Genomic DNA, 23146 nt, shown 5'->3' on the forward strand with positions numbered 1-23146 from the left:
ACACATACATCATCATGGCTAAAATGAAAGCTCTTGTAAAATCCAAGCCAGAAAAAGGTCTTTGGATGGAAGAAGTAGATATTCCTGAAGTAGGAGTAAACGACGTTCTTGTAAAAATTAAGAAAACTGCAATTTGTGGTACCGATTTACATATTTATAAGTGGGATGAATGGTCACAGAATACCATCAAACCAGGAATGATTATTGGTCATGAATATGTGGGTGAAGTAGCACAAATTGGAGCAGGTGTTACTGGTTTCGAAATTGGCGATCGTGTAACAGGTGAAGGTCATATTGCTTGTGGACACTGTCGTAACTGTAGAAGAGGTCGTAAGCATGTTTGTGAAAATACGGTAGGTATCGGTGTAAACATCGATGGTATTTTTGCTGAGTATGCTGCTATTCCAGCATCGAATTTGATGAAAATGAGCGACAAAATTCCTGATGAGATGTTAGCCATTATGGATCCATTTGGAAATGCGACTCACACAGCTCTTTCATTCTCTTTGATTGGTGAAGATGTATTGGTAACTGGTGCTGGATTAATTGGTAGCATGTGTGTTGCTGTAGCAAAATTTGCAGGTGCACGATATGTTGTTGCTACGGAAACCAATCCTTTCAGAATTGAGTTGGCTAAGAAAATGGGTGCAGATCGCGTAATCAATCCAATGGAAGAAAGTTTGGATGATGTAATCAAGGATCTTGGTATGATTGGTTTCGATATAGGTTTGGAATGTTCTGGTGCTCCAGCTGCTTTTAACGATATGGTTGGTCACATGTACAACTCAGGTAAGATTTCATTATTAGGAATTTTACCATCACAAACTACTGTGAACTGGACTGATATTATTTTTAAGAGTCTTCAGTTGAAAGGAATCTATGGTCGTGAAATGTACGAAACTTGGTACCAAATGGAACAAATGTTAATGAGTGGTTTAGATCTTTCACCTATGATTACTCACCGCTTTAAAGCTGATGAATTCCAGAAAGGTTTCGAAATTATGGAAAAAGGAGATTGCGGAAAGGTAATCTTGGATTGGGAATAAAATTTACCATCAAATGATATAGAGAAGCTCGGTTTTATGCCGGGCTTTTTTTTCTGAAAGTCTTGAAAAGTTTGAATAGTGGAAAGGTAGAAAAGTGGTAAAATTCAATGGACAATACAGTGATGAACTGATGTTTAGTTCCAGTTCCACATTCACACAATAACAAAATTACACAATCACGAAAACTTTCATTTCTGATGGTGATTCGCATTTCATCATGAAAGTTTTTATGCATCACATTTAGCTGTCAAATTGTTGTAAAGTCAAAAAAAATCTGGAGAAGTCGAATGGTTGAAAAATACAATGTTTGAGATGTAAAGAGCAAACTATCTACATTTATTGGGTGTATTACTTTGCAATTAAGCTTTCTGTACATAGCTGTTGTAGAGAGTTTGCAGAAACCAAAAAAAATTACAAGCTTTGAGCACCTAATTCAAGCATGAGAACCACCGATAAGTACATATGCCAATTGTTATCTACTGATAATAAGCAGGGAATGAATCTACTCTTTAAAAAGTATTTTGAATCTTTAGTGATTTGGGCTGATACTTTTTTAAACGATATGGATCAATCTCAAGATTTAGTGCAGGAACTTTTTGTTGGCATATGGAGGAAAAGAACTTACCGAAATTGGAATCCTGATAAACTACCTTCCTATTTACATGTTGCTGTCAAGAATTCATGTTACAATAAGCTTAGAAAAGTAGATGTACTCAAGAATACTACCGAGATTGAGAACTTTGATAAAGTCTATGAAGAATTTGAATCCAATAAAGAAGAAATTGTAGCCAAAATTCTGGAAGAGGTAGAAAAATTACCAGAAAGAGGGCGAGAAGTGGTGAAATGCATTTACCTGAAGGGAATGAAATATCAGGAAGCTGCAGATGAGTTGAATGTCTCGATACAAACGGTAAAAACCCATTTGGTGCGCTCTCTTAAAACACTTAGATCCAGTTCTGAAAAGCTTGGAGATTTCTTTCTTCTTTACTTTTTTTCAGAAAAATAGAAATTCTTGTCAACCGTTTTTCGTTTTTTCCTGTACTTGTAGTGAAAGTGCACTTAATTTACAGGAAAACAAATGAATATTACCGATCAAAAATATCAGGAAATTGTAGATTACATTTCAGGAGAACTCAATGAGGAGGGTAGGAAATCTATGGAAACATGGATCAATTCTTCTGAAGAGAATCAAAAGATCTACGAAAAGATTCTGAAAAAATCTTTGTTTGTGCTTTGGAGTTTAAAATCCAACCAGATTGACACGGATAAAGAATTGAAGAAATTCGAGAATCGACTTAATTCTCGTGTTCGTCGTATTTTCTGGTTTACAGCAGCAGCCAGCATTGCAATTATTTTAGGTTTTTCAATTCCATTTCTGTGGAATGAGTATCAGGAAAATCAAGAGTTGATTTCTATGAATCAATCGATTCAACCAGGAAAGAAAGGAGCTCAATTGATCTTATCAACAGGAAAACAGGTAGCTATTGAAGATCAGAGCAAAAGGATTAAAGAAAAGGATGGTTCATTTATTCACCTGGATGCGAAAACTGGACTGGAATATTCTAAAGGTGAAAGAAGCTCGGGTAAGTTAATTTACAATACACTAAAAACTGATCGGGGAAATGAGTTTAGCATGCAATTGGCCGATGGAACCAGAGTGTGGCTGAATGCAGATTCAGAGTTGCGTTACCCGGTTCAGTTTACAGGTAATATTCGAAAAGTATACTTAAAAGGAGAAGCTTATTTTGATGTAGCCCATGATGAAAAGAAGGCATTTATTGTGAATTCGTATAATCAGGAAGTAAAAGTATATGGTACGGAGTTTTGTATCAATGCCTATAAGCAGAGAGAGATAAAGACAGTATTGGTAACAGGTTCGGTTGGTTTAAGAGCCAATCCTACAGGTGAGGAATCCAAACTAAAACCCGGAGAGTTGGGCCTGGCAGATGTAAAAGCAGGAACAATCGAGATAAAAAAAGTAAATGTACGACCATACATTGCCTGGAAAGATGGCGACTTTGTTTTCGAGAACGAATCCTTGGAAAATATCATGCTGCGATTGGAGCGTTGGTACAATGTGAAAGTGTTTTACATGAACGAAGAATGTAAGGATTTCCGTTTTTCCGGTGATATGAAAAGATATTCTAATGTGAGAAGTTTGTTGTATTACATACAGGAAACCTCAAATGCTAAATTCGAAATCAATAAAAATACCATTGTCGTAATGGCTAAACAGTAATAAAAAAACGGAAGGATTTGCAGATCTTTCCGTTTCGAAATCAATAATCGAATAGATACTTGGCGGTCTCTATTCAAAAGTTAACTCATTTCAATACAAAATTATGAAAAAAAACCAATTGTTGGTGCATTTCCAGAAAAGGAAATGGCTAAAAATCCTATTGGAAATGAAACTTGTACTTTTTTTAACATTGGCACTCTCCCTAAGTGCAACGGCAGGAGTTTACTCGCAAAACCAGCGAGTTAGTTTCGAGTTCGAAGATGCTACAATTTTAGAGGTGCTTAACGAAATTAAAACTCAAACAGGATTGAGTTTTATTTACAACGAAGACAAAATTCAGGAGCTGGATCGTGTTACTGTTGATGCTTCAGGTGATACTGTAGAAAACATTCTGGATGAAATCTTTAAAGAAAGCAATTTAGAATGCCGTTTTGAGGAAAATGTGATCATGCTTGTAGATCGAAAACCTCAACCTGTAATCGAAGTAGAACAAGAAAAAAAGGAAATCAAAGGAAGGGTAACCGACAATCAAGGGGTGCCACTGCCTGGAGTATCTGTTGTAATTAAAGGAACTTCGGTTGGTGTTGCAACTGGTATTGATGGAAACTATGCTATCGTAGTTGAAAATGACAATGCAGTATTGGTATTCTCATTTGTGGGCATGATGCCACAGGAGGTTGCTTATACAGGGCAGGTCGTTCAAAATGTTACCCTTACTGTAGACTCAGAGCAAATGGCTGAGGTAGTTGTAACCGGATACCAGTCTATTTCGAGAGAAAGAGCTTCAGGAGCTTTCGAAAAAGTTGATTCGGAAGTTTTGGATCAAAAGTCAACTTTAAATGTAGTAGATAAGTTAGAGGGACAGGCTTCAGGTGTGCTATTCGACAATGAAGGGAATATTACCATTCGAGGAATTAGTACAATGAAAGGAAACAACAAACCTTTATATGTTGTTGATGGATTTCCTATTGAGGGTGATTTGGAAACCTTAAATCCAAATGACATTGAAAGTATGACTGTTTTGAAAGATGCTGCTGCGGCATCTATTTGGGGAGCTCGTGCTGCGAATGGTGTTATTGTAATTGTATCAAAGAAAAATGCGAAGAAAGGGAAGCCTGTGGTAGAATTTTCTTCAACTTTATCCATTGCGGATCATCCTGATTTAAACGAGTTGCCATTTGCTTCAACTGAAAAGTTTTTAGAAGTAGAGAAATTTCTAGCCGATAATGGCTGGCAAAATCTTCCATCGGGCGCAAATCAATATCCTATTACGCAAGGAATGGATACTTACTTAAAATTGAATGATGGTCAGATTACCCAAAGCCAGGCAGATGCTATCATTAATCAATTTAAAGGAGTTGATGTAAGAGATGAATTTGCTGATTTGTTCTTAAGAAAGTCTGTTCGCCAGCAATACAATCTTGCAATTAGTGGAGCAAGTGATCATAGCAATTATCGTCTGTCATTGAGTTATGATGATAACAAAACATATTCCAAGGAAAATAAAAATGATCGTTTAATTGCGAATTTAAGAATCAATACGAAAGTTACTGATCACATTAATGTGAATGCTGGAATTTCCACTACCTTAAGAAATCAATACAACAATGGAATTGGAATTCAAAGCGTTCTTGGTGCTCCACAGTACCAAACAATTGTAGATGCCAACGGAAATTACATTCCTCAGCCACAATCTTACTATCAACCAACGAAGGAAAGTTTGGTTGCACAAGGTTATCCATACAACTGGGATTATAATTTGTATCAAGAATTTCAGAATAAGGACAATACTGTACAGCAAAAGGATATTCGTATGAATGTTGGTGTAAATGTGAAACTTATAGATGACCTTGATTTTGAAGGAAGATATCAGTATGAGTGGGGAAATGAGGAAGGTGAGAACCTATATAACGAAGAGACTTACAGGGTTCGAAGTCGAGTGAACTCATTCACTTATATTGAAGACGGAAATATCATCAGCAATTTCCCAAAAGGTCATATTTTTAGTCAGTCTTTTACAAAGTATAAAGCCTTTACTACCAGAGGGCAGTTGAATTTTAATCGTGCATTTGATGATAACAAACATCAGCTAAATACTCTTGCAGGTATGGAGATCAGAAAATATACAAGAGAGAGATCTTCATACAGTAAATATGGGTACGATCCGCAAAGTTTGCAATATATCAGTGTAAATCACAATGAGAAATATACAACTGCCATTAGCGGAAGAAAGAGAAATATTGGGGATGATACTTCATTTGGTCATTTGGAAGACCGTTTTGTATCCTATTATGGAAACATGGCCTATACCTACAACGATAAATATACCTTAACGGCAAGTGCACGTTTGGATGATTCGAACTTATTTGGTGCAGATTCGAAATATCGTAATGTTCCACTTTGGTCAACAGGTTTGAACTGGCAGATGCATAAAGAAGATTTTATCAATCTGGACTTTGTGAATCGTTTGAATTTTAGATTAAGCTATGGTACTAATGGTAATGTTGATAAAAACACCAGTCCCTATCTGATTGCTGAAGTTGCAAAGGATTATAGTGATCAGCATCAATATGCATACTTGAAAAACCCTAAGAATCCGAATTTGCGATGGGAGAAAACAGCGGTTGTAAATGTTGGTATTGATTACTCATTGTTTTCGAATAGGTTATCTGGTTCGATTGAATATTATTCAAAAAATAGTACCGACTTATTGGGGAATGTATCATTGAATTCAACTTATGGATTCTCAAGTGCATTAATGAATTTTGCCGAAATGAGCAATAAAGGGATTGATGCCAGTGTGAATGTAGGTGTTTTGAATAAAGGTGTAAAATGGAATAGTATTCTGAATTTTAGTTACAATAAGAACAAAGTTGAAAAGGTTGAAATGCCTGATGAAACAGTGTCTAGTTATATTGGGGGAGTCGCCAGAGTAGGAAAACCATTGCATTACATGTATAGCTATCGTTGGGCTGGATTGTCGAATGAAGGAATGCCTCAAATTTATAATGAGAATGGTGAAGTGATTAATCATGAAACCCCATTAGAAGATCCAAAGGCCTTAAAATATGAAGGAAACTTGATTCCGAAGTTTTATGGAAGTTGGACAAATGTGATTAGTTATAAAGGTTTTTCTTTAAGTACATTGTTCACTTATAAGTTTGGTCACAAGTTTAGAGTGCCTACCATTAACTACTCAGATTTAAATTCTTCTTTAAATAGAAACTACGTACATGAGGATTATGTGAAGAGATGGCAAAAGCCAGGAAATGAGGCTCAAACAGATATTCCTGTTCTGCCAACAGATTTTAGTCAAATAGGTAGTTACTTTAATAGTTATACCCAATTATCAAATAATAGGGTTGAGAGTGCTTCACACATTAGATTTAAAGAAGTGATTTTGAACTATGAATTGCCTAAGAAGTTTGTGGAACCTTTAAAATTAAGAGCTCTGAATATTGGTGTGCAGGTTAGAAATTTGGGGGTTATAACATTTAATGATTCCGGTTTAGATCCTGAATATGTACCTCGTGTTGTACGCAATCAAAGTCTTTCAGGTATGCCTTTAAAACCAGAATATACCTTTAGCTTGAAAGCTACATTTTAACTGTTAATTAAGAGGTCAATATAATCGATCTTTTAAAATAGAAAAAATGAAACGAACATGAATTTTATCAAACTAAAATACTTACAGAAGTAGGAATAAAATTCATCGAGAGTTCCTCCCGATAGTTATCGGGATGGCAACGAAAGAAAATTTTAACAGATGAAACGATCATGTAAATTTTAATCTTAAAAATTACACACAGGGTAATGATTAAAATTTCTTGAGATCCCGAAAACTTTCGGGACCATGTGACAACTAAAAGATAATTTAAACACATGAAAACATACATATACATATTCGCATTACTGATGCTATTTACATCATGTGATGATTGGTTGGATATCAAGCCAAAAGGAAAAATCATACCACAAAAGGTAGAGGATTACAGATTGTTAATGGATCAAGCAAGATCAAGAGGAGAGTCGGTTGGTGTAGTTGAGAGTTTCGGAGGAGATCTATACTTGAGTGATGATGTTGTTATTACCGATGATCGATTCGAAAGCAAGTTTAGTGAAAGTATAAGGAAAGCATACACTTTTGCCGATCATATTTATTTGGAAGAACAGGAAGATCCAGATTGGTCAACAATTTACAATCAGATCTACATGTGTAATATTGTTATTTCGGAAGTGAAGACCTCAACAGGAAATGAGGATGAAAAGAATCAATTGTATGCTGAGGCAATTGTGCACAGAGCTTATGCTTACCTAAACCTGGTAAATTTATATGGGAAGCATTATAATCCATCAACTGCCGCAACCGATTTAGGAGTTCCTTTGCTTCTTGAGCCATCTATTGAAGGAAGTTTGGAAAGATCAAACGTGAAAGAGGTGTATGATTTAATTTTAAGCGACTTAGATGAGGTATACGCTGATTTGCCTGATGTTCAGGGACAATCTTACCGTCCATCAAAGGCTTCTGCCAGTGCACTTTTGGCAAGAACATACTTGTTAATGGGGGATTTTAACAAAGCATTCTCGAATGCGGATGCATCTTTATCGTACTATGATTTCATGTACAATTACAATGAATTGCCAAAGAATGCATGGTATGCCAATATGGTTGATTTACCAGACAACTATGAGAACAAAGAACAAATCTTGTGGAAAGAACCACAAAATTCGTATCAATTGATTTATCCAAGTCAGCAATTGAAAGATTTGTATGATATGGATAATGATTTGAGATTTGCGGGTATGTTCGAAACAGAGTGGTTTCCGCCTTATGCCGATAAGATATTTTTGCAAGAGTATTTGGTAGGGAGAACATGTGGATTGTCTGTTCCTGAAATGTTACTAATTAGAGCAGAATGTAATGCAAGAAATGGAAATGTTGGTGATGCAATGTCTGATGTGAATTTAATACGTCAAAACAGAATAAAGACAGAAGCTTATACCGAACTAACAGCTACTGATGCTGCAGATGCTCTACAAAAAGTAAAGCAGGAGAGAAGAAGAGAGCTTGCCTTTAAGGGGGCAAGATGGTTTGACATTAAGCGTTACAATGTATATGATGATGCAAACATCTCTATCGATCATAGCGTAGTGGGAGAGTCGCATATTTTATCACCAGGAGATAATAAGTGGGCTCTACCAATCGCAAGAAAGTACATCTTAAAAAATCCTGAAATAGAACAAAACCCTCGTTAGTAGAAAACCATAGTAGCCCCGAAATGAATCGGGGCTAATTCTCTACACCCTACCTGCCTAAGAAAATTTTGACATTAACTAAGAATAAATGAGTTGAGTTCATTTGCCTCGGAATTCTTGTAATAAATTATTATAATGGTAATGAAAAAGATTTTAATACTACTCGTAGCCACATTCATGTGTGGTGGCCTATTTTCACAAGGTATCGAGTTCGAACATGGAACTTTTAATGAAGCTTTGGCAAAAGCAAAAAAAGAAAACAAGTTGGTTTTTATGGACTGCTACACCAGTTGGTGCGGTCCGTGTAAGTACCTTGCCATAAATATTTTTCCACAAAAGGAAGTTGGAGATTATTTCAATAAGAATTTTGTGAATGTAAAAATGGATATGGAAAAAGGAGAAGGCATTCCTTTGTGTAAGAAATATGGCGTTAGTTCTTTTCCAACACTACTTTTTATCGATGCCAATGGTAAAACGGTACACAAGTTAGTTGGAGGGATGCCAGCCGAAGATCTAATTAAAGGTGCAAAAGCCGCATTGAATCCGGAAATGCGCATTGGAGTACTTAGAGCCAAGTACAAGAGCGGGAACAGAGATCTGAAATTCTTAATGACATATTTGAATGCGGTAAAAGCCATATATGACAGGGAGACGATGTCTGTTGTTGCCAAAGAAATAATCAACAAAACCTCTTTGGCGAAATACATGAACAAAGAGCAGTTCTATGTGATTTCGGCAGCTAAATTTCCTTACGGATCAAAAGAGTTTGAGTACCTGTTAAAGAATAAGGATAAAGTAAAAGAGCTGACAGATGATTACGGATATGCAAGGCTATATGGAGGCGTTTACCAAAAGCACTTCCAACAGTTTGCCAAGGAGTGTAAGAGCTTAAAAGAATTGAATGATGAAATCGACAGATGTCATAAGGAATTTCCTATTGATAATTTAGAGCATACAAAGAACAATTTTAAGTATACCTATTATATAGCAAACGACCAATTGCAAACATGGTATGATCTTAAAATCAAAGAAGCAGAAGCATCAAAAGGCAATAAGGGAAATATTTTTTCTTATCATAGCATATGCGATGAGATTTTACGAACTCCAAAATTGGCTGCATCAGAGAAGATTGTAAATGATTTTATCAAGATTGCTCAAACATTTGCCGCCGACAGAGAAAGTGGAATCATCATGGGGAATTTAATGTTGGCAAAACTTTATCTGCAGAAGAAGGACAAAGAGAAAGCTACAAAGGCTTTTGATATTTTCATCGCTGAAAATGACAAAGCTGGTGGTAACAATACACATCCTACTGTAACGCGGTTGAAAGAAGCAATTGATAAATTGTAATAAGGGGGTGTCTATCTTATCGACTACTTGTAAATGATATAGAGTAAACTCAAAATTATTCTGAGAGTATAGATGAAATAGATAAGTTGATTAGTATATCGAGCAGCCACAATTAGGAGTGGCTGTTTTTTTATGTTCTCATGCAGACGGGATTAATCCTTTCTCTGCTTATGGAGTAAGTTCGTGGGACAGTGCCATAAAAAATATCCAACAAAATTACTGTCTTCATTTTGTTGGATATCGTCAAATATTATATTTCCAGTTCCAGTTTACAATTTATTGAAATATAAAACTGGTAACTCTTTAATTTTTAAGTTCTCTTTCGAAAGCCAAACTAAAATTAAGCGCTCGGCAATAAAGCCATAAATGCGTTGGTGATAAGAGCTGTATCCCGTTAGGTCAACTCTTTTCTCTAACTCAAACAAGATTTCGAATAACCATTCCATATAGCGATCGAATTCTGGCTTCTTCATTAAAAACATGTTACAAGCATAGATTTCATTCTTATTCATCATACTATTAAATGCTTCGCTGTATTCAGGAAACTTTTCCTTGATGATATCGCCCACGATATTCAAATCATTATTGGGTCTTCTAATTGCATATTGCTCACTTACGCTTCGTTTTAACAATCGCAACTCAGGTAAGATAATGTCATGGTCTTTGAATATCTCCTTGGCAGTGGCAAGATCAAGAATTTGATCTCTTCTTTTTTGAGAATCTTTGGCGTAAATTACTCCTTTTCTCTTTTTACCCAAGCCAATCAGGAACATCATTTTTTGCATTAACTTCTCGCACCACGATTTATCGGTTTTCGAGAAATATCTGCGGTAATGTGACAATCCAATATAGTCATCTTTGGCATTTTTCCACATCCAATACATGCCTGTAGCTTCGCAAAATGAGCCATTTTTATCAGAAATATTATCACCTGTATCGTCACCAATCATTCCCAGGTCAACTTTCGACATTCCTTTTCCTACATGTAAAGGTTCATACAAGCTATCCTTGCTAAGTTGTTTGGTTGCTTTGTGGTAAGCTACATATATCTTCATTTAACTATTCTTTATTTTGACTTCTAATTTTGTATAGATTCTTAAGCAATTATAAAATTTCTTCTGCCTTATTCAAGGCCGAGGCAATTACCTTATCCATGTCGTAATATTTATACTCTCCAAGGCGGCCGCCGAAAATTACTTTCTCATCTGCCTCACCTAAGCTCTTGTACTTTTCGTATAAGGCATTATTGCGATCATCGTTGATTGGATAATATGGTTCCATTCCTTTTTCCCAATCCATTGGATATTCTCGGGTAATTACAGTCTGAGGCTGAGTGCCAAACTCAAAATGTTTGTGTTCAATGATACGGGTAAATGGCACTTCTCTTTCGGTATAGTTCACTACGGCATTTCCCTGGTAGTTATCACAATCCTCTTTTAATTCATGCTCAAACTTTAAACTCCTATACTCAAGTTGACCGTACTGATATTCGAAATACTGATCAATTTCGCCGGTATAGATGATTTTATCAGCAATGGATTTGTAATATTCTTTGTTTTCCAGGAAATCTACTCCCAGTTTTACTTCAGCTCCTTTTAGTAAATTTTCAACCAACACATTGTAGCCTCCTTTAGGGATTCCCTGGTATGGATCGTTGAAGTAATTATTGTTGTAAGTAAATCGGAAAGGTAGTCTTTTAATAATGAATGCAGGAATCTCTGTAGCTGGTCTTCCCCATTGCTTTTCGGTGTATCCTTTGATCAGTTTCTCATAGATATCTTCACCTCCAAGAAACAAAGCCTGTTCTTCCAGGTTGCTTGGTTCAGTATCCTTATACTTTGCTCGCTGTTTATCAATTTCAGCTTTTGCTTCATCAGGTGTGATGGTTCCCCACATCTGGTAAAAAGTATTCATATTAAAAGGAAGATTATAGATCTTTCCTTTATAATTGGCTAAAGGAGAATTTACATAGTTATTGAAACTCGCAAATTGATTCACATACTCCCAAACTTCTTCATTGCTGGTGTGAAATATGTGAGCACCGAATTTATGTACATTAATTCCGGCACGTTTTTCGCAATAGGCATTACCTGCAATATGGTCACGTTTTTCAATGACCAATACTTTTTTCCCTTTTTTTATCGCTTGCTGAGCAAATACTGCACCATAAAGGCCTGCTCCAACAATTAGAAAGTCATACATCCGCATTCAATTTATAAACCGTATAGTAAGTACCATTTGATTTAAGCAAATGACGCATTTTACGGTCTGAGTCTATTAATTTCGTCGCAAGATAATCATAAAAAGGTTACCTACCAGTAGGTATTCAAAAAGATCACCTGCCAACTCTCTATTTTTAATGGGAGGTATCCAAAAGAATCATAAAATTCAATAAAACAATGAAGTCTGACTACAGTGATTTTTTTAAAAATTACATTTTTACCTATTACTTCCCATAATGGGATATACATGATGATTGCTTATAATGACTTTGTGCTTACTAATTAAATGTTATTATAAGTTCATATTAGTAGAGTAGATTTTGAAATATAAGAGAAGTGAAAACATAAAAAAAGGAAAGATCTCCCATTTCGAGGTCTTTCCTTTTTAATTCAAACACAAAATGATTTATTGTCAATTCAATTGCCTATTTCTTTTGCGGCTTTTGTGTTTTTACTGAATCCACTTTGTGGGTTTTATGTACTTTCTTCAAACTATCAATCGAGATGTAATTGATTCCGGTAGAATCTACAATAATACGAATACCAGTAGTTTTTGAACTTACAATGGTATCGGTACTTGCACCCAGAATTAACTTACTGCCATCCGATAGAATCAGTGTAGCTTGTTTTTTTCCAGGTTTAATTTTTTCTTCCCTATTTGCCAGCACATTTTTGCTTAGTGGCATACAAAAGGCTAATAGAATGAATACAACAGCAAGTCTTTTAATACTTGTTTTGCTGCCTTTACTCGCATTCTCATTGTCGCCTTTAAAACCCATTGCACTATTTGCTGCGGCAATCTCACTCTTCTTCATTTTTCCCCCTTAGCGATTAAGCTGTTTATTTCTTTTTAATAATTACAATACAATAACAGTCGATTGTTAGAAATGGGTGAACGAAAAGGAAAATTTATTTGTTAAAAAACCTTTAATTTTATTTTTTGAAAGTAGATTGTGCGATTTAAGTAACAATTTGATAGTTGTTTGAGTGATTTACACACGTACAAGAAAACTATTTCTTTGATGAATATTTATACTCATTTCCATTCGTATCTACCATAGGAAGTCTTTTGTTTTTCCAAGCTGCCAATCCTCCTTGTAATTTTAACTTATGCTTAGATTTTGGTTTGAGTTGTGAATATATACCAGGTTCAAATATATATAACTTCTTTTGACTTAAGGGGGTGTTAATCAGGAGATAATAATGGTTTTGCAAGGAAAGGTTTTGTTTATTAGGTTAATGTTTATATATTAGCATTCCCCCCTTCCCAGATAAAGTTTCTTGACAACAGGTTAATCTAAACTTGTTAAAAGCTTAGAGAAAAAGAAACCCGTGACAGATGATTACAGAAGAGAGATTACTTAACCAAAGAATTGCTGAACGTGACAAAAACGCTTTTCGATTGCTGTTTGATACATACCATGCACAATTGTTTCGTTTTGCCGAATGTTATGTGTGTTCTCCAGATATAGCTGAGGATATTGTTCAGGAAGTATTTATAAAACTATGGGAAAATCCTAAAATAAAGATCTCCAGATCGCTTCGTTCTTACCTTTTTTTTATGGTGAAGAATGCTTGCATTGATCATTTACGATCTATGAAGCTTGAAGATAAAAAGAAGTTGAAATTGGCAGAAGCACAAATTGTATCAGAATCAATAAGTGTTAATATTGATTCTGAAGTAAGTTTAAAAATTAAGCATGCTATTGATGAGTTGCCAGCACAATGCAAAGAAGTTTATTGCTTGTCAGTATACAGTGGATTAAAACATGCCGAAATTGCCGAAGAAATGGGTATTTCGGTAAATACTGTAAAAGTGCATGTATTTAGGGCAAAAAAAATATTAAAGGAGAGACTGTATCATTTAAAAGAATTGTTGATGTTATTTACTCACTTAATTACCAAGAATAAAAAATAGGTTTAATATATATTCACAACAATACAAGGGTTTACAAGTTTTTAAATTTTATTTTAAAAACTTGTAAACCCTTTTTTTTTTTCTTCGTCTTAAGAGTAATCTAACATTACCAACCATTTGTATAAGATTTTAAATCAGTAAAAATTTTAAATGAAAAATCTGGATTTAGACATTCTTCGAAAAAAGTTGGATGGCAAATTAACTTTCTCAGAAGAGAAAGAATTTCAAGAATGGTTGATGGCATCGAGAGAGAACATTGCGTTTTTCAATCATATGAAAAACTATCGAGACAAATCAATGGAGGAAGTGAGTTTGGAATCAGTTCCGAATACAACAGATTTGTTTATGAAAAGGTTGAATCGAAGGTCGCATAAAGCGTTCATTAATAAAATGCTTAAATATGCTGCAGTTGTTCTATTGCCATTATCAATTGGAGTTGGACTTTGGGTATACTCCAATAATGAAATGAATCAATCTTTGGTTGATCAAAATCAGATTAACAAGGAGGATATAAATCAAACGATTTTAATAACCTCCAATGGGAATACATATAAATTGGAATCGGGTGTAGAACAGGCTGTTGTGGAAGATCAGGGAGTTAAAATCAGAAAATACCTGAGAGCAGGTTTGAAGTACGAAGAGCAAGAAGGCATAAAAGCTAAATCAGTTGCTTACAATATGCTTCATACATCAAAAGGAGATGATTATCAGCTTGAACTTTCTGATGGGACGATAGTTTATCTGAATGGCGACTCTAAATTAAAATATCCTGTAAGTTTTGGAGATAATGAAAGAAGAGTTCAATTACAAGGAGAGGCATTTTTTGATGTGAGTAAAACCGGGAAACGATTTGTTGTTGAGGTAGATGATATGGAAGTAGAGGTCTTGGGAACTCAATTCAATGTAATGGCATATGAGAATGAAAATTCAATACAAACCACATTAGTTAGTGGTAAAGTAAAAGTTTCAATTAACACTAATGGTATTGATGAAAGTTTAATGCTTGAGCCAGGAAATCAGGCAATTTGGAATCATAAAGAAGGGGAGTTAGGATGCAAGAAAGTTGATACAAAACTATATACCAGTTGGGTTAATGGATATTTTAGATTTGAGGATCAACGATTGGAAGATGTTCTGAGAACAATAGCCAGATGGTATGATATAAAAGTATTTTATCATAATCCTGATTTAAAAAACAAGAGGTTAAGCGGAAGATTGAATAAATTGAAAGGATTGGAAGTGATTTCTGATATGATTGAAAAGGTTTCTGATATAGAAATAGAAGTTAACAACAAAGTTATTGTAGTAAGTATGAAAGAATAAAAAGAAAAACCGGAAACTGCGCCAACACTTTCCGATTTATACTCAGATAATGAATACCGTGTAGGGTATTCCATGTTTAATTACCTATTTACAAATGTATGAAAAAAAACCTTTGTGAGAATCCATTTGCCTTTTTTATAAGGTGGATGAGAATGTTACGTACAATGAGAAATGTGATGGTGTTAATTGTTGCATTTGCATTTCAAGCGAATGCAGGCATTTTTTCGCAGAGTCGGATTAGTGTACATCTTACCAATTCCGACATTGAAGACTTAATTAGAGCCATTGAAGAGCAAACCGAATTGGATTTTTTGTATGATGCATCTAATTTTAAAGGCATTAAGCCAATTTCGGTGAATGCTCAAAATGAATTGGTAGAAAGAGTGCTGGATAAAGCACTTGAAGATACTGGTTTATCTTATGAGGTGGAACACAAAACCGTTTTGATTAGAGTGCAGGAACGAAATGCAAATACTGCTGCTCAAGAGAAAAGAAAATTGAAAGGTAAAGTTGTAGATGAAAACAATGTTTCTTTACCTGGGGTTTCAGTAATCATTAAAGGATCAAGTATTGGTACCACTACCAATATTGATGGAGAATATGAAATCTCTTTGGATGATAAACCAGGTCAAGTTTTAATTTTTTCTTTCATTGGATTGGAAGCTCAGGAAATTAACATTACCAACCAAACTTTTTTAAATGTTACTTTAAAATCCTCCACAGAGGACTTGGAAGAAGTGGTTGTGACCGGTTACCAAAAGATTGACAGAAAATTATTTACCGGATCGGCAGCTAAAGTAAAGATAGAAGAGGTTAAACTTGATGGAGTACCTGATGCAAGTAGGGCATTACAAGGAACTGTTGCAGGTGTTGAAATTGAGAATGTTTCAGGTACTTTTGGAGCTGCTCCGGTAATACGCGTAAGAGGTAATGCTTCTATTAATGGTTCCAATAAACCGCTTTGGGTAGTCGATGGAGTTGTAATGGAAGATGCCGTTGAAATTACTAACGAAGATCTTACTTCAGGGAACCTCAATACTATTCTTAGTTCAGCTTTAGTAGGTATAAACCCTGAGGATATTGAATCTTTTCAGGTATTGAAAGATGCTTCAGCTACGGCATTGTACGGTGCAAGGGCCATGAATGGAGTAGTTGTAATAACTACCAAAAAAGGAGTGGCGCAAAAAACAAGGGTAAACTACACATCAAGTTTTACTGTAAAGAGCAAACCAACCTATTCGCAATTCGATATTATGAATTCCGGGTCGGAAATGGAAGTTTACCAGGAATTAAATGAAAAAGGATGGTTAGGCATTGCCGAAGCTGCTATAGCACGTTCTCATGGTGCAATGGGTAAAATGTATGATAAAATTGCCAAACGTGAACTGGAATGGGGGCCAAACGGATCAATCAATTATGATTATTTACAGTCATACGCCGATGCCAATACCGACTGGTTTGATGAATTGTTCAGAAATTCTTTGCAACAGCAACATTCGGTATCGATTAATGGAGGGAATGAAAAATCAAAAGTTTATGCTTCGGTTGGATACCTGAATGATAGCGGACAAACCATTGCCGATAATGTAAAAAACTACACAGGGCAAATTAAAGCTGATTTTAAACTTTCCGATAAAGTAAGAGTGGGTTTAAAATTATCGGGTAATGTGAGAGATCAAAAATTGCCGGGATCGAAAGATAGAGAGTTTAATGCTGTTGACGGGGTATATGAAAGAAACTTTGACATTAACCCTTTCAACTATGCCCTTTATACCAGCAGAAGTACCCGCCCAAGGGACGAAAATGGGAATCCTGAATTTTTTAGAAGAGATTATGCACCTTTCAATATTTTGCATGAGTTGGATCACAATTATGTGGATGTTGATGTGAATGAATTGATTTTCCAGGCAGATTTAACCTACAAGTTCACAAAGAACCTGAATTTTAAATCTGCAGTTCAGGGGCGTTGGTACGGAAGTAAGGCTGAACAGACCATTCATGAAAACTCAAACCAGGCTGCTGCCTATCGTGCTGATGATCCGTTGTTTCGGGAAAAAAACAGATACTTGTTTAGCGATAGAACTCATCCCGAGAAGTATCCATACTCTGTATTGCCCCAGGGTGGTTTCCTGAAAACTACCGATCACTCCCTGAACAGTTATTACATGAGAAACAGTATCGACTGGTCGTTTACAAAGAATGACAGTCATGTGTTTAACTTCCTGCTGGGACACGAGATTCGTTACAACGATCGTGTGAAGAGCTATAATGAAGGCTGGGGATATTTGTTCGATAAAGGAGGTTTGGTTGTTTCTCATCCCGATTTTGTTAAATTCTTAGATGACAGAGGTCTGGATTATTTTTTTAGAAAACCTACCAGGGGACGCTATGTAAGTTTCTTTTTAACCGGGGCTTATTCGTACATGGGAAAATACATTTTGAATGCTACAGCAAATTATGCCGGCGACAACAGAACAGGAAAATCGAGAAATGCCAGGTATTTACCAACCTGGAATGTGAGTGGAGCCTGGAACATTAGCGAAGAAAACTGGTTCGACAAAAGCGGTATTGTTGACATGCTGAAAGTAAAAGCAACTTACGGTTTATCGGGCGATAACCCGGTAGGAGCCAGTGGTGCCTTAACTTTATATGGAAGTGAACCATTGCGCCCAACTCCTGCAGACAGGGAAACTGTATTGGTAATCGATGATCTTGAAAATGGTGAATTGACATTTGAAAAGCTTTACGAATTCAGTGCCGGTATAGAAGTGGCTTTGTTAAAAAACAGAATTTATGCCGAGTTTGAATACTACAGAAGAAACTCGAAGGATCTTTTGGGAATTGTTGAAACAAATGGAGTTGGTGGTATTCAATACAAGTATGGTAACATTGGCGAGATGAAAGTGAATGGATTTGAAGCAACCTTAAGAACCATGAATATTGAAACGCCTAACTTCAAATGGTCAAGCATGTTTACCTTCAGTTACGGAAAAGATAAAATTACCAAGTGGGAAAACCGTGCACGAATTGGCGATGCAGTTCAAATGTTGGGAACCAATCTGAAAGGTTACTCACGTGGTAGTTTATTCTCCATTCCTTTTGCGGGTTTGGACTCAAACGGTGTGCCCAGGTTTTATGGCCCCGATGGGAAAACTACGCAGTATGTAAACTGGCAGGAACGCGAGGATATTGAAAAATACCTGAAGTACGAAGGACCAACCACTCCAAGGGGATATGGTGGTTTGACCAATAGCTTCTCGTATAAGAATTTGTCATTGAGTTTCTCATTAATATACAGGTATGGAAACAAAATAAGGCTCGATAATGTGTACAGTAGTTCTTATTCAGATTATCAGGCTTTACCTGGCGAATTGATTAATCGCTGGCAATTTAAAGGCGATGAGAAAATAACTAAGATTCCTGCTATTCTTGATATCTCAGAAGCGGAAAAACTCGACGAAGCCGGCTTAAATCCGTATGAGCTTTATAACATGAGTACCGAGCGTGTCGCTGATGGAGACTTTATTCGGTTGAAGGATGTGAAAATCAGCTATTCTTTTCCTAAAAGAATGTTGAAAAAAACATTCATCGAAGGAGCCAATCTTAGTCTGCAGGCTTACAATTTATGGTTGTTGTATTCCGATGATAAACTAAATGGAATCGATCCTGAATTCTACCAGTCGGGAGGTATTTCCTTGCCATTGTCGAGAACCTATACTTTTTCTTTGAATCTTAAATTTTAATCAATTATGAAGTTCGTAAAATATATATTGATTATTGCAGTAAGCCTTATGGGATGGAGCTGCAATGATTACCTGGATACAGCTCCTGATGAAAGGCAGGAGATAAAAACTCTTCAAAATGTTGAGGAGTTGGTGGCAAATTCATACTCTGATGCTTCTTATTTGTTTTTGGAATGGATGACCGACAATGCAGTGGCACTTGCCAAAAATGATCAGGAAGAATGGATGACTCAAAACTTTATGTGGCAACCTGTTACTGCCAACGAGGGTCAGGATACCCCAACTTGGTTTTGGACGAGATCCTATGCCGCAATTGCCCATGCCAACCAGGCATTGGCTTCCATCGATAAAGTACCTGATACCAACAATGCCTATAAAAAAGCAATTAAAGGAGAGGCTCTTTTATCGAGAGCATACAACCACTTTTTGCTGGCAAATGTGTTTTGCCAGGCTTATGAGGAAAGTACAGCAGCTTCCAGTTTGGGAATTCCTTACATTACAGCTCCCGAAACAAATTTGGTTGTAAGCTACGAGCGGGGAACTTTAAAAGAGGCTTACGACAAGGTGGAAAAAGACCTTTTGGAGGGGCTTTCATTAGTGTCTGACGAGTTTTATTCCGGATCGGGAAAGTACCATTTCAACAAAGGTGCTGCTTATGCTTTTGCTTCTCGTTTCTATTTGTTTAAAGGCGATTACGAGAACTGCATAAAATATTCCAACAAACTTTTGGGCGAAGGTGTTGTGGCACCTGTATTTGTACGTAATATGGAGCAGGTGTTTACAGGTACAAACTCTACTCAAATTGCAGACAAGTTTACCGATCCCAACAACGTAGCCAACCTGTTGAATGTGAGAAAGGAATCCTTTGCACTGAGAGCTTATCGCGGCTATCAGTCAAGCTACGATGTGATGGATGAGGTATTTGTCAACATTTGGGGAGTTACAGATTTTAGAGATTCCAGATGGGGATGGGGAGATGCCAGGGCACAACCCAAATATAAGGAGCGATTTAAATTCACAACTGCAACTACAGGTTATGGATATCACATTCAGAATGAGCTCAGGACTGAAGAGGTGATATTTAATAGAATGGAAGCTTATGTAATGACTAATGTTGCCGGAACAAGCGAAAATTTAGACAAGGCCCTTGCTGATTATAATGTTTTGGCAGCCAAATGTTATGAGGGTTCCCCGGTTTTAAAAGCCGAAGACATTACGAAAGAATATGGTGCATACGATGCTGCTAACATGATGAAATTCATCATTGCGGAAAGAAGAAAGGAATTGCTTCGCGAATCTATCCGCTGGTTCGATATCAAACGATTTAAGATGAGTATTACCCATACATCAGTAACCAAAGAAAGCAGCACCCTGGAGGCCGAAGATCTAAGAAAAGCAGTACAGATTCCGCAAGGAGCAATTGCCAGGGGAATTCAGGCAAATCCCCGTTAACATTTTAAAATGGTTCAATTATGAAAAATTTACGATACAAAATAAAAGTTTGGGGATTGGCATTGTTGCTGTCTCCCATATTCTTTACCTCATGTGACGACGATGAGAATACCAAATTTATTCCGCCAAAGCCTGAGGTATCAAACGATACCATTGATGTTTACCTGCAAAAAAACATGCTTGATAAATACAATACCGCAGTTCGCTGGAAATGGGAAGATCGCTTTATTGATGACGATTATTCTGCTACTCCCGTTAGAAGAGATGTGGTAATTCCGGTTACCAAACTGGTAGAATATTTATGGATTGACCCTTACCGTTCGCTGGGAGAAGGTGGTAAAGCCTTTGTAAATAAGCTGTTTCCTCCTGAGTTGGTTTACATCGGATCATATATTTATAAGGAAGATGGTTCAGTACTTCTTGGCTATGCTGAAGGAGGAGCTCGTATTACACTCCTGAATCTGAATGAGTATGATTTAACGAATAAGAATTGGCTGATAAATCCGGGTGGAGGGATACTCTCAACAGTTCACCACGAATTTACTCACCTTGTTCACCAGAATTTTGGTATGCCCGTGGGCTTTAATACCATATCGGAGAAATACAATGGCGAAGGCTGGCACAATGGAGTGAGTTTGGATGATGCCATTAAACTGGGAATGGTACGAAATTACGGTACTGCCAATGAGTATGAGGATTTTGCAGAAATTGTTTCTCATTTCCTTACCATGCCTAAAGCCGATTTCGAAACAAAGTTTATCAAGCAACAAAGTACCGATGGAATTACAGATCCCAATACAATTGCGAATATCCGGGAGCTGAACGCAGGAAGAAAACTGATTGCAGAAAAAGTGAGCCTTGTAGCCGATTTTTATAAAAACAAGTTTGATATCGACTTGTATACCTTGCGTGATACTATGGAAAAGCGGATCAATTACGTAGTTACAAACAATAAAATTCCGGAATAATGAAACAGAAACTAATATACCTATTGATTCTTATGGCAGGAGTTTTTAACGCTTGCGACAATAAGGATACCGAGTACATCTTCGATAAAAGCATTAACGAACGTTTTGCCGAACTAAAGGCAAATTACAATGCCAAATTAAGAGCACCCGAGAACGGATGGGTTGGCTATTACAATGCAAATGAAAAGGCAGGAGCTTTTACTCTTCTATTAAAATTCAGAGATGATGGTACAGTAATTATGAACTCCGATTATAGAGGTGGGACAACCAACGATACCATTACGTACAAAATTGTAAAGAAACAGGACATTACACTGGTATTTGAATCGTGGTCGGTGCTTCATGCAATTTATGAAACCAATAACAACGACTTTGGTGGTGAGTATGTGTTTAACATTAGCCAGGTTAAGGATGATGAGGTGACACTAACCAGTAAAACCGATAATGGATATGGCGACGATGAAGTGACTGAACTGGTTTTAAAACCCGCATCCGTGAAGAATTGGGATCTGAGTGATGTGTATCAGAGCGAGAAAAATTTGATTGGTGGATCAAAATCGGTTTTCAGAAGTTTTAAAGCTGCAGAAACTCCTATTGCTGCGTTTACTTACCTGGCCTCAGAAAGATCAGCATTTATCTCCTACATTGAAAATGATACTACAAAAACGGTAACGTCTCCCCTTAGAATTACACCCAACGGATTTTGTTTTATTAAAGCCCTTACCATTAAGGGCAAAACGCTTGAATGTTTTACCTACGATACCGAGCAGGAAGTTTTTGTTGATAAAACAAGTGGTGTTAGCCTCGGACACGATTTGGTCCCGAAACTTCCTTTGACTCCGTATGAGTTTGGAAAGAAAGGCAATGCCAGGTACAATTATTTGGAAGAAGGGAAATCGAGTATAGCATTCGTTAAATTTTATAAAGAGTATACTGCCTCTATGGAAAAACAAGGTATAACCATAAGCAGAGTGTACATGCGATCTTTAAACAAGAATGTTTCATACTTCCATATCTATACCAATTTAGGAAATGTTTGGTTCGATTTTACTTATAAAATAAAGGACGATGGACGTGTGTATTTTACCTTAACGGGTGATACAAATGCCGGAAGTTTGGCTCCTTTGTTTCAACCACTACTTGATAAGTGGTTGAATACGAATGGACATTATATTGAAGGAACAGGTGGTTTATTGAATTATCCAAATGGAACCTTCTCCTTAATCAATGCAGACGATCCTTCATTGAAGATTAATTTTTATGATTTTTAGATTTAGAAATTAGTAATGTGGTTAATTATTTAGACTAATGCCTCTGCAAAGCCCCTGCTTTCTGCAGGGGCATTTATTTGGAATTGAAATTATACAAAATACCCACTGCTGGTGCCAGTGTTTTTTCCCTCGTACCTGTTTACAGAGAAAATATAAATTGTTTATGCTGCATTGATCTGTGAGTGGATATTTTTCTTTTGGCCAGGGGCTAATAGCTAAAAGCTTGTTCGATTGAGATTCTTAGGCCGAACTCAGGTTAATATATAAACTCACATTGAATGGTTTTGAAGTGGTATTTTTTCATCTGTGCTTTGGATACGGGCTTATCAGCGCCTATTATCAGCGCTTATAGTAGGCA

At 36.4% G+C, this 23146-nt stretch carries 15 protein-coding genes; 12 read left to right on the forward strand and 3 right to left on the reverse strand.

The window, feature by feature from the left end; genetic code table 11:
• Positions 1 to 14 precede the first annotated feature (14 nt).
• The 6 genes from tdh to NQ163_RS03540 all read left to right on the forward strand — a co-directional run bounded on the left by tdh (position 15) and on the right by NQ163_RS03540 (position 9891).
• Positions 15 to 1046 (forward strand): L-threonine 3-dehydrogenase, encoded by a 1032-nt coding sequence (tdh, locus tag NQ163_RS03515; protein ID WP_268188901.1) that lies wholly within the window; start codon positions 15 to 17, stop codon positions 1044 to 1046.
• A gap of 439 nt (positions 1047 to 1485) precedes the next feature.
• Entirely contained in the window at positions 1486 to 2052 is a 567-nt protein-coding gene (locus NQ163_RS03520; RefSeq protein ID WP_268188902.1) for an RNA polymerase sigma factor, read from the forward strand.
• Between the two features lie 72 nt (positions 2053 to 2124).
• Positions 2125 to 3285, forward strand: a complete 1161-nt coding sequence (locus tag NQ163_RS03525; RefSeq protein ID WP_268188903.1) for a FecR family protein — start codon at positions 2125 to 2127, stop codon at positions 3283 to 3285.
• 103 nt (positions 3286 to 3388) lie between these two features.
• On the forward strand, positions 3389 to 6892 hold the full coding sequence (locus tag NQ163_RS03530; protein WP_268188904.1) for a SusC/RagA family TonB-linked outer membrane protein: 3504 nt from the start codon (positions 3389 to 3391) through the stop codon (positions 6890 to 6892).
• A gap of 275 nt (positions 6893 to 7167) precedes the next feature.
• Complete coding sequence (locus tag NQ163_RS03535) at positions 7168 to 8541, forward strand: RagB/SusD family nutrient uptake outer membrane protein (RefSeq protein ID WP_268188905.1); 1374 nt, start codon at positions 7168 to 7170, stop codon at positions 8539 to 8541.
• Positions 8542 to 8682: 141 nt separating this feature from the next.
• Positions 8683 to 9891 carry a thioredoxin family protein gene (locus NQ163_RS03540; protein WP_268188906.1) on the forward strand — a complete coding sequence of 403 codons (1209 nt, stop codon included), beginning with the start codon at positions 8683 to 8685 and terminating at the stop codon, positions 9889 to 9891.
• Positions 9892 to 10160: 269 nt separating this feature from the next.
• Here NQ163_RS03540 and NQ163_RS03545 read toward each other — a convergent pair whose 3' ends face one another.
• From NQ163_RS03545 to NQ163_RS03555, 3 genes are all read right to left on the reverse strand, one after another.
• Positions 10161 to 10946, reverse strand: coding sequence for a DUF4422 domain-containing protein (locus NQ163_RS03545; protein ID WP_268188907.1), 786 nt, complete (start codon positions 10944 to 10946; stop codon positions 10161 to 10163).
• A 49-nt stretch (positions 10947 to 10995) separates the two neighbouring features.
• Positions 10996 to 12093 (reverse strand): UDP-galactopyranose mutase, encoded by a 1098-nt coding sequence (gene glf / locus NQ163_RS03550; RefSeq protein ID WP_268188908.1) that lies wholly within the window; start codon positions 12091 to 12093, stop codon positions 10996 to 10998.
• Between the two features lie 445 nt (positions 12094 to 12538).
• A complete protein-coding gene (locus NQ163_RS03555; protein ID WP_268188909.1) occupies positions 12539 to 12928 on the reverse strand; it encodes a hypothetical protein in 390 nt (129 codons plus the stop codon).
• 524 nt (positions 12929 to 13452) lie between these two features.
• Here NQ163_RS03555 and NQ163_RS03560 point away from each other — a divergent pair.
• The 6 genes from NQ163_RS03560 to NQ163_RS03585 all read left to right on the forward strand — a co-directional run bounded on the left by NQ163_RS03560 (position 13453) and on the right by NQ163_RS03585 (position 22788).
• Entirely contained in the window at positions 13453 to 14031 is a 579-nt protein-coding gene (locus tag NQ163_RS03560) for an RNA polymerase sigma factor (protein WP_268188910.1), read from the forward strand.
• A gap of 150 nt (positions 14032 to 14181) precedes the next feature.
• The gene (locus tag NQ163_RS03565; RefSeq protein WP_268188911.1) at positions 14182 to 15354 is read left to right on the forward strand and encodes a FecR family protein; all 1173 of its coding nucleotides are present in this window, start codon (positions 14182 to 14184) and stop codon (positions 15352 to 15354) included.
• Positions 15355 to 15452: 98 nt separating this feature from the next.
• The gene (locus tag NQ163_RS03570; RefSeq protein WP_268188912.1) at positions 15453 to 19097 is read left to right on the forward strand and encodes a SusC/RagA family TonB-linked outer membrane protein; all 3645 of its coding nucleotides are present in this window, start codon (positions 15453 to 15455) and stop codon (positions 19095 to 19097) included.
• 6 nt (positions 19098 to 19103) lie between these two features.
• Positions 19104 to 20549 (forward strand): RagB/SusD family nutrient uptake outer membrane protein, encoded by a 1446-nt coding sequence (locus tag NQ163_RS03575; RefSeq protein ID WP_268188913.1) that lies wholly within the window; start codon positions 19104 to 19106, stop codon positions 20547 to 20549.
• Positions 20550 to 20569: 20 nt separating this feature from the next.
• Positions 20570 to 21517 (forward strand): substrate import-associated zinc metallohydrolase lipoprotein, encoded by a 948-nt coding sequence (locus NQ163_RS03580; protein ID WP_268188914.1) that lies wholly within the window; start codon positions 20570 to 20572, stop codon positions 21515 to 21517.
• On the forward strand, positions 21517 to 22788 hold the full coding sequence (locus NQ163_RS03585; protein WP_268188915.1) for a DUF4302 domain-containing protein: 1272 nt from the start codon (positions 21517 to 21519) through the stop codon (positions 22786 to 22788). Before NQ163_RS03580 ends, NQ163_RS03585 begins: the two co-directional genes overlap by 1 nt.
• The last annotated feature ends 358 nt before the right edge of the window (positions 22789 to 23146 follow it).

This window comes from Marinifilum sp. D737 (assembly GCF_026672275.1).
Lineage (GTDB): Bacteria > Bacteroidota > Bacteroidia > Bacteroidales > Marinifilaceae > Marinifilum.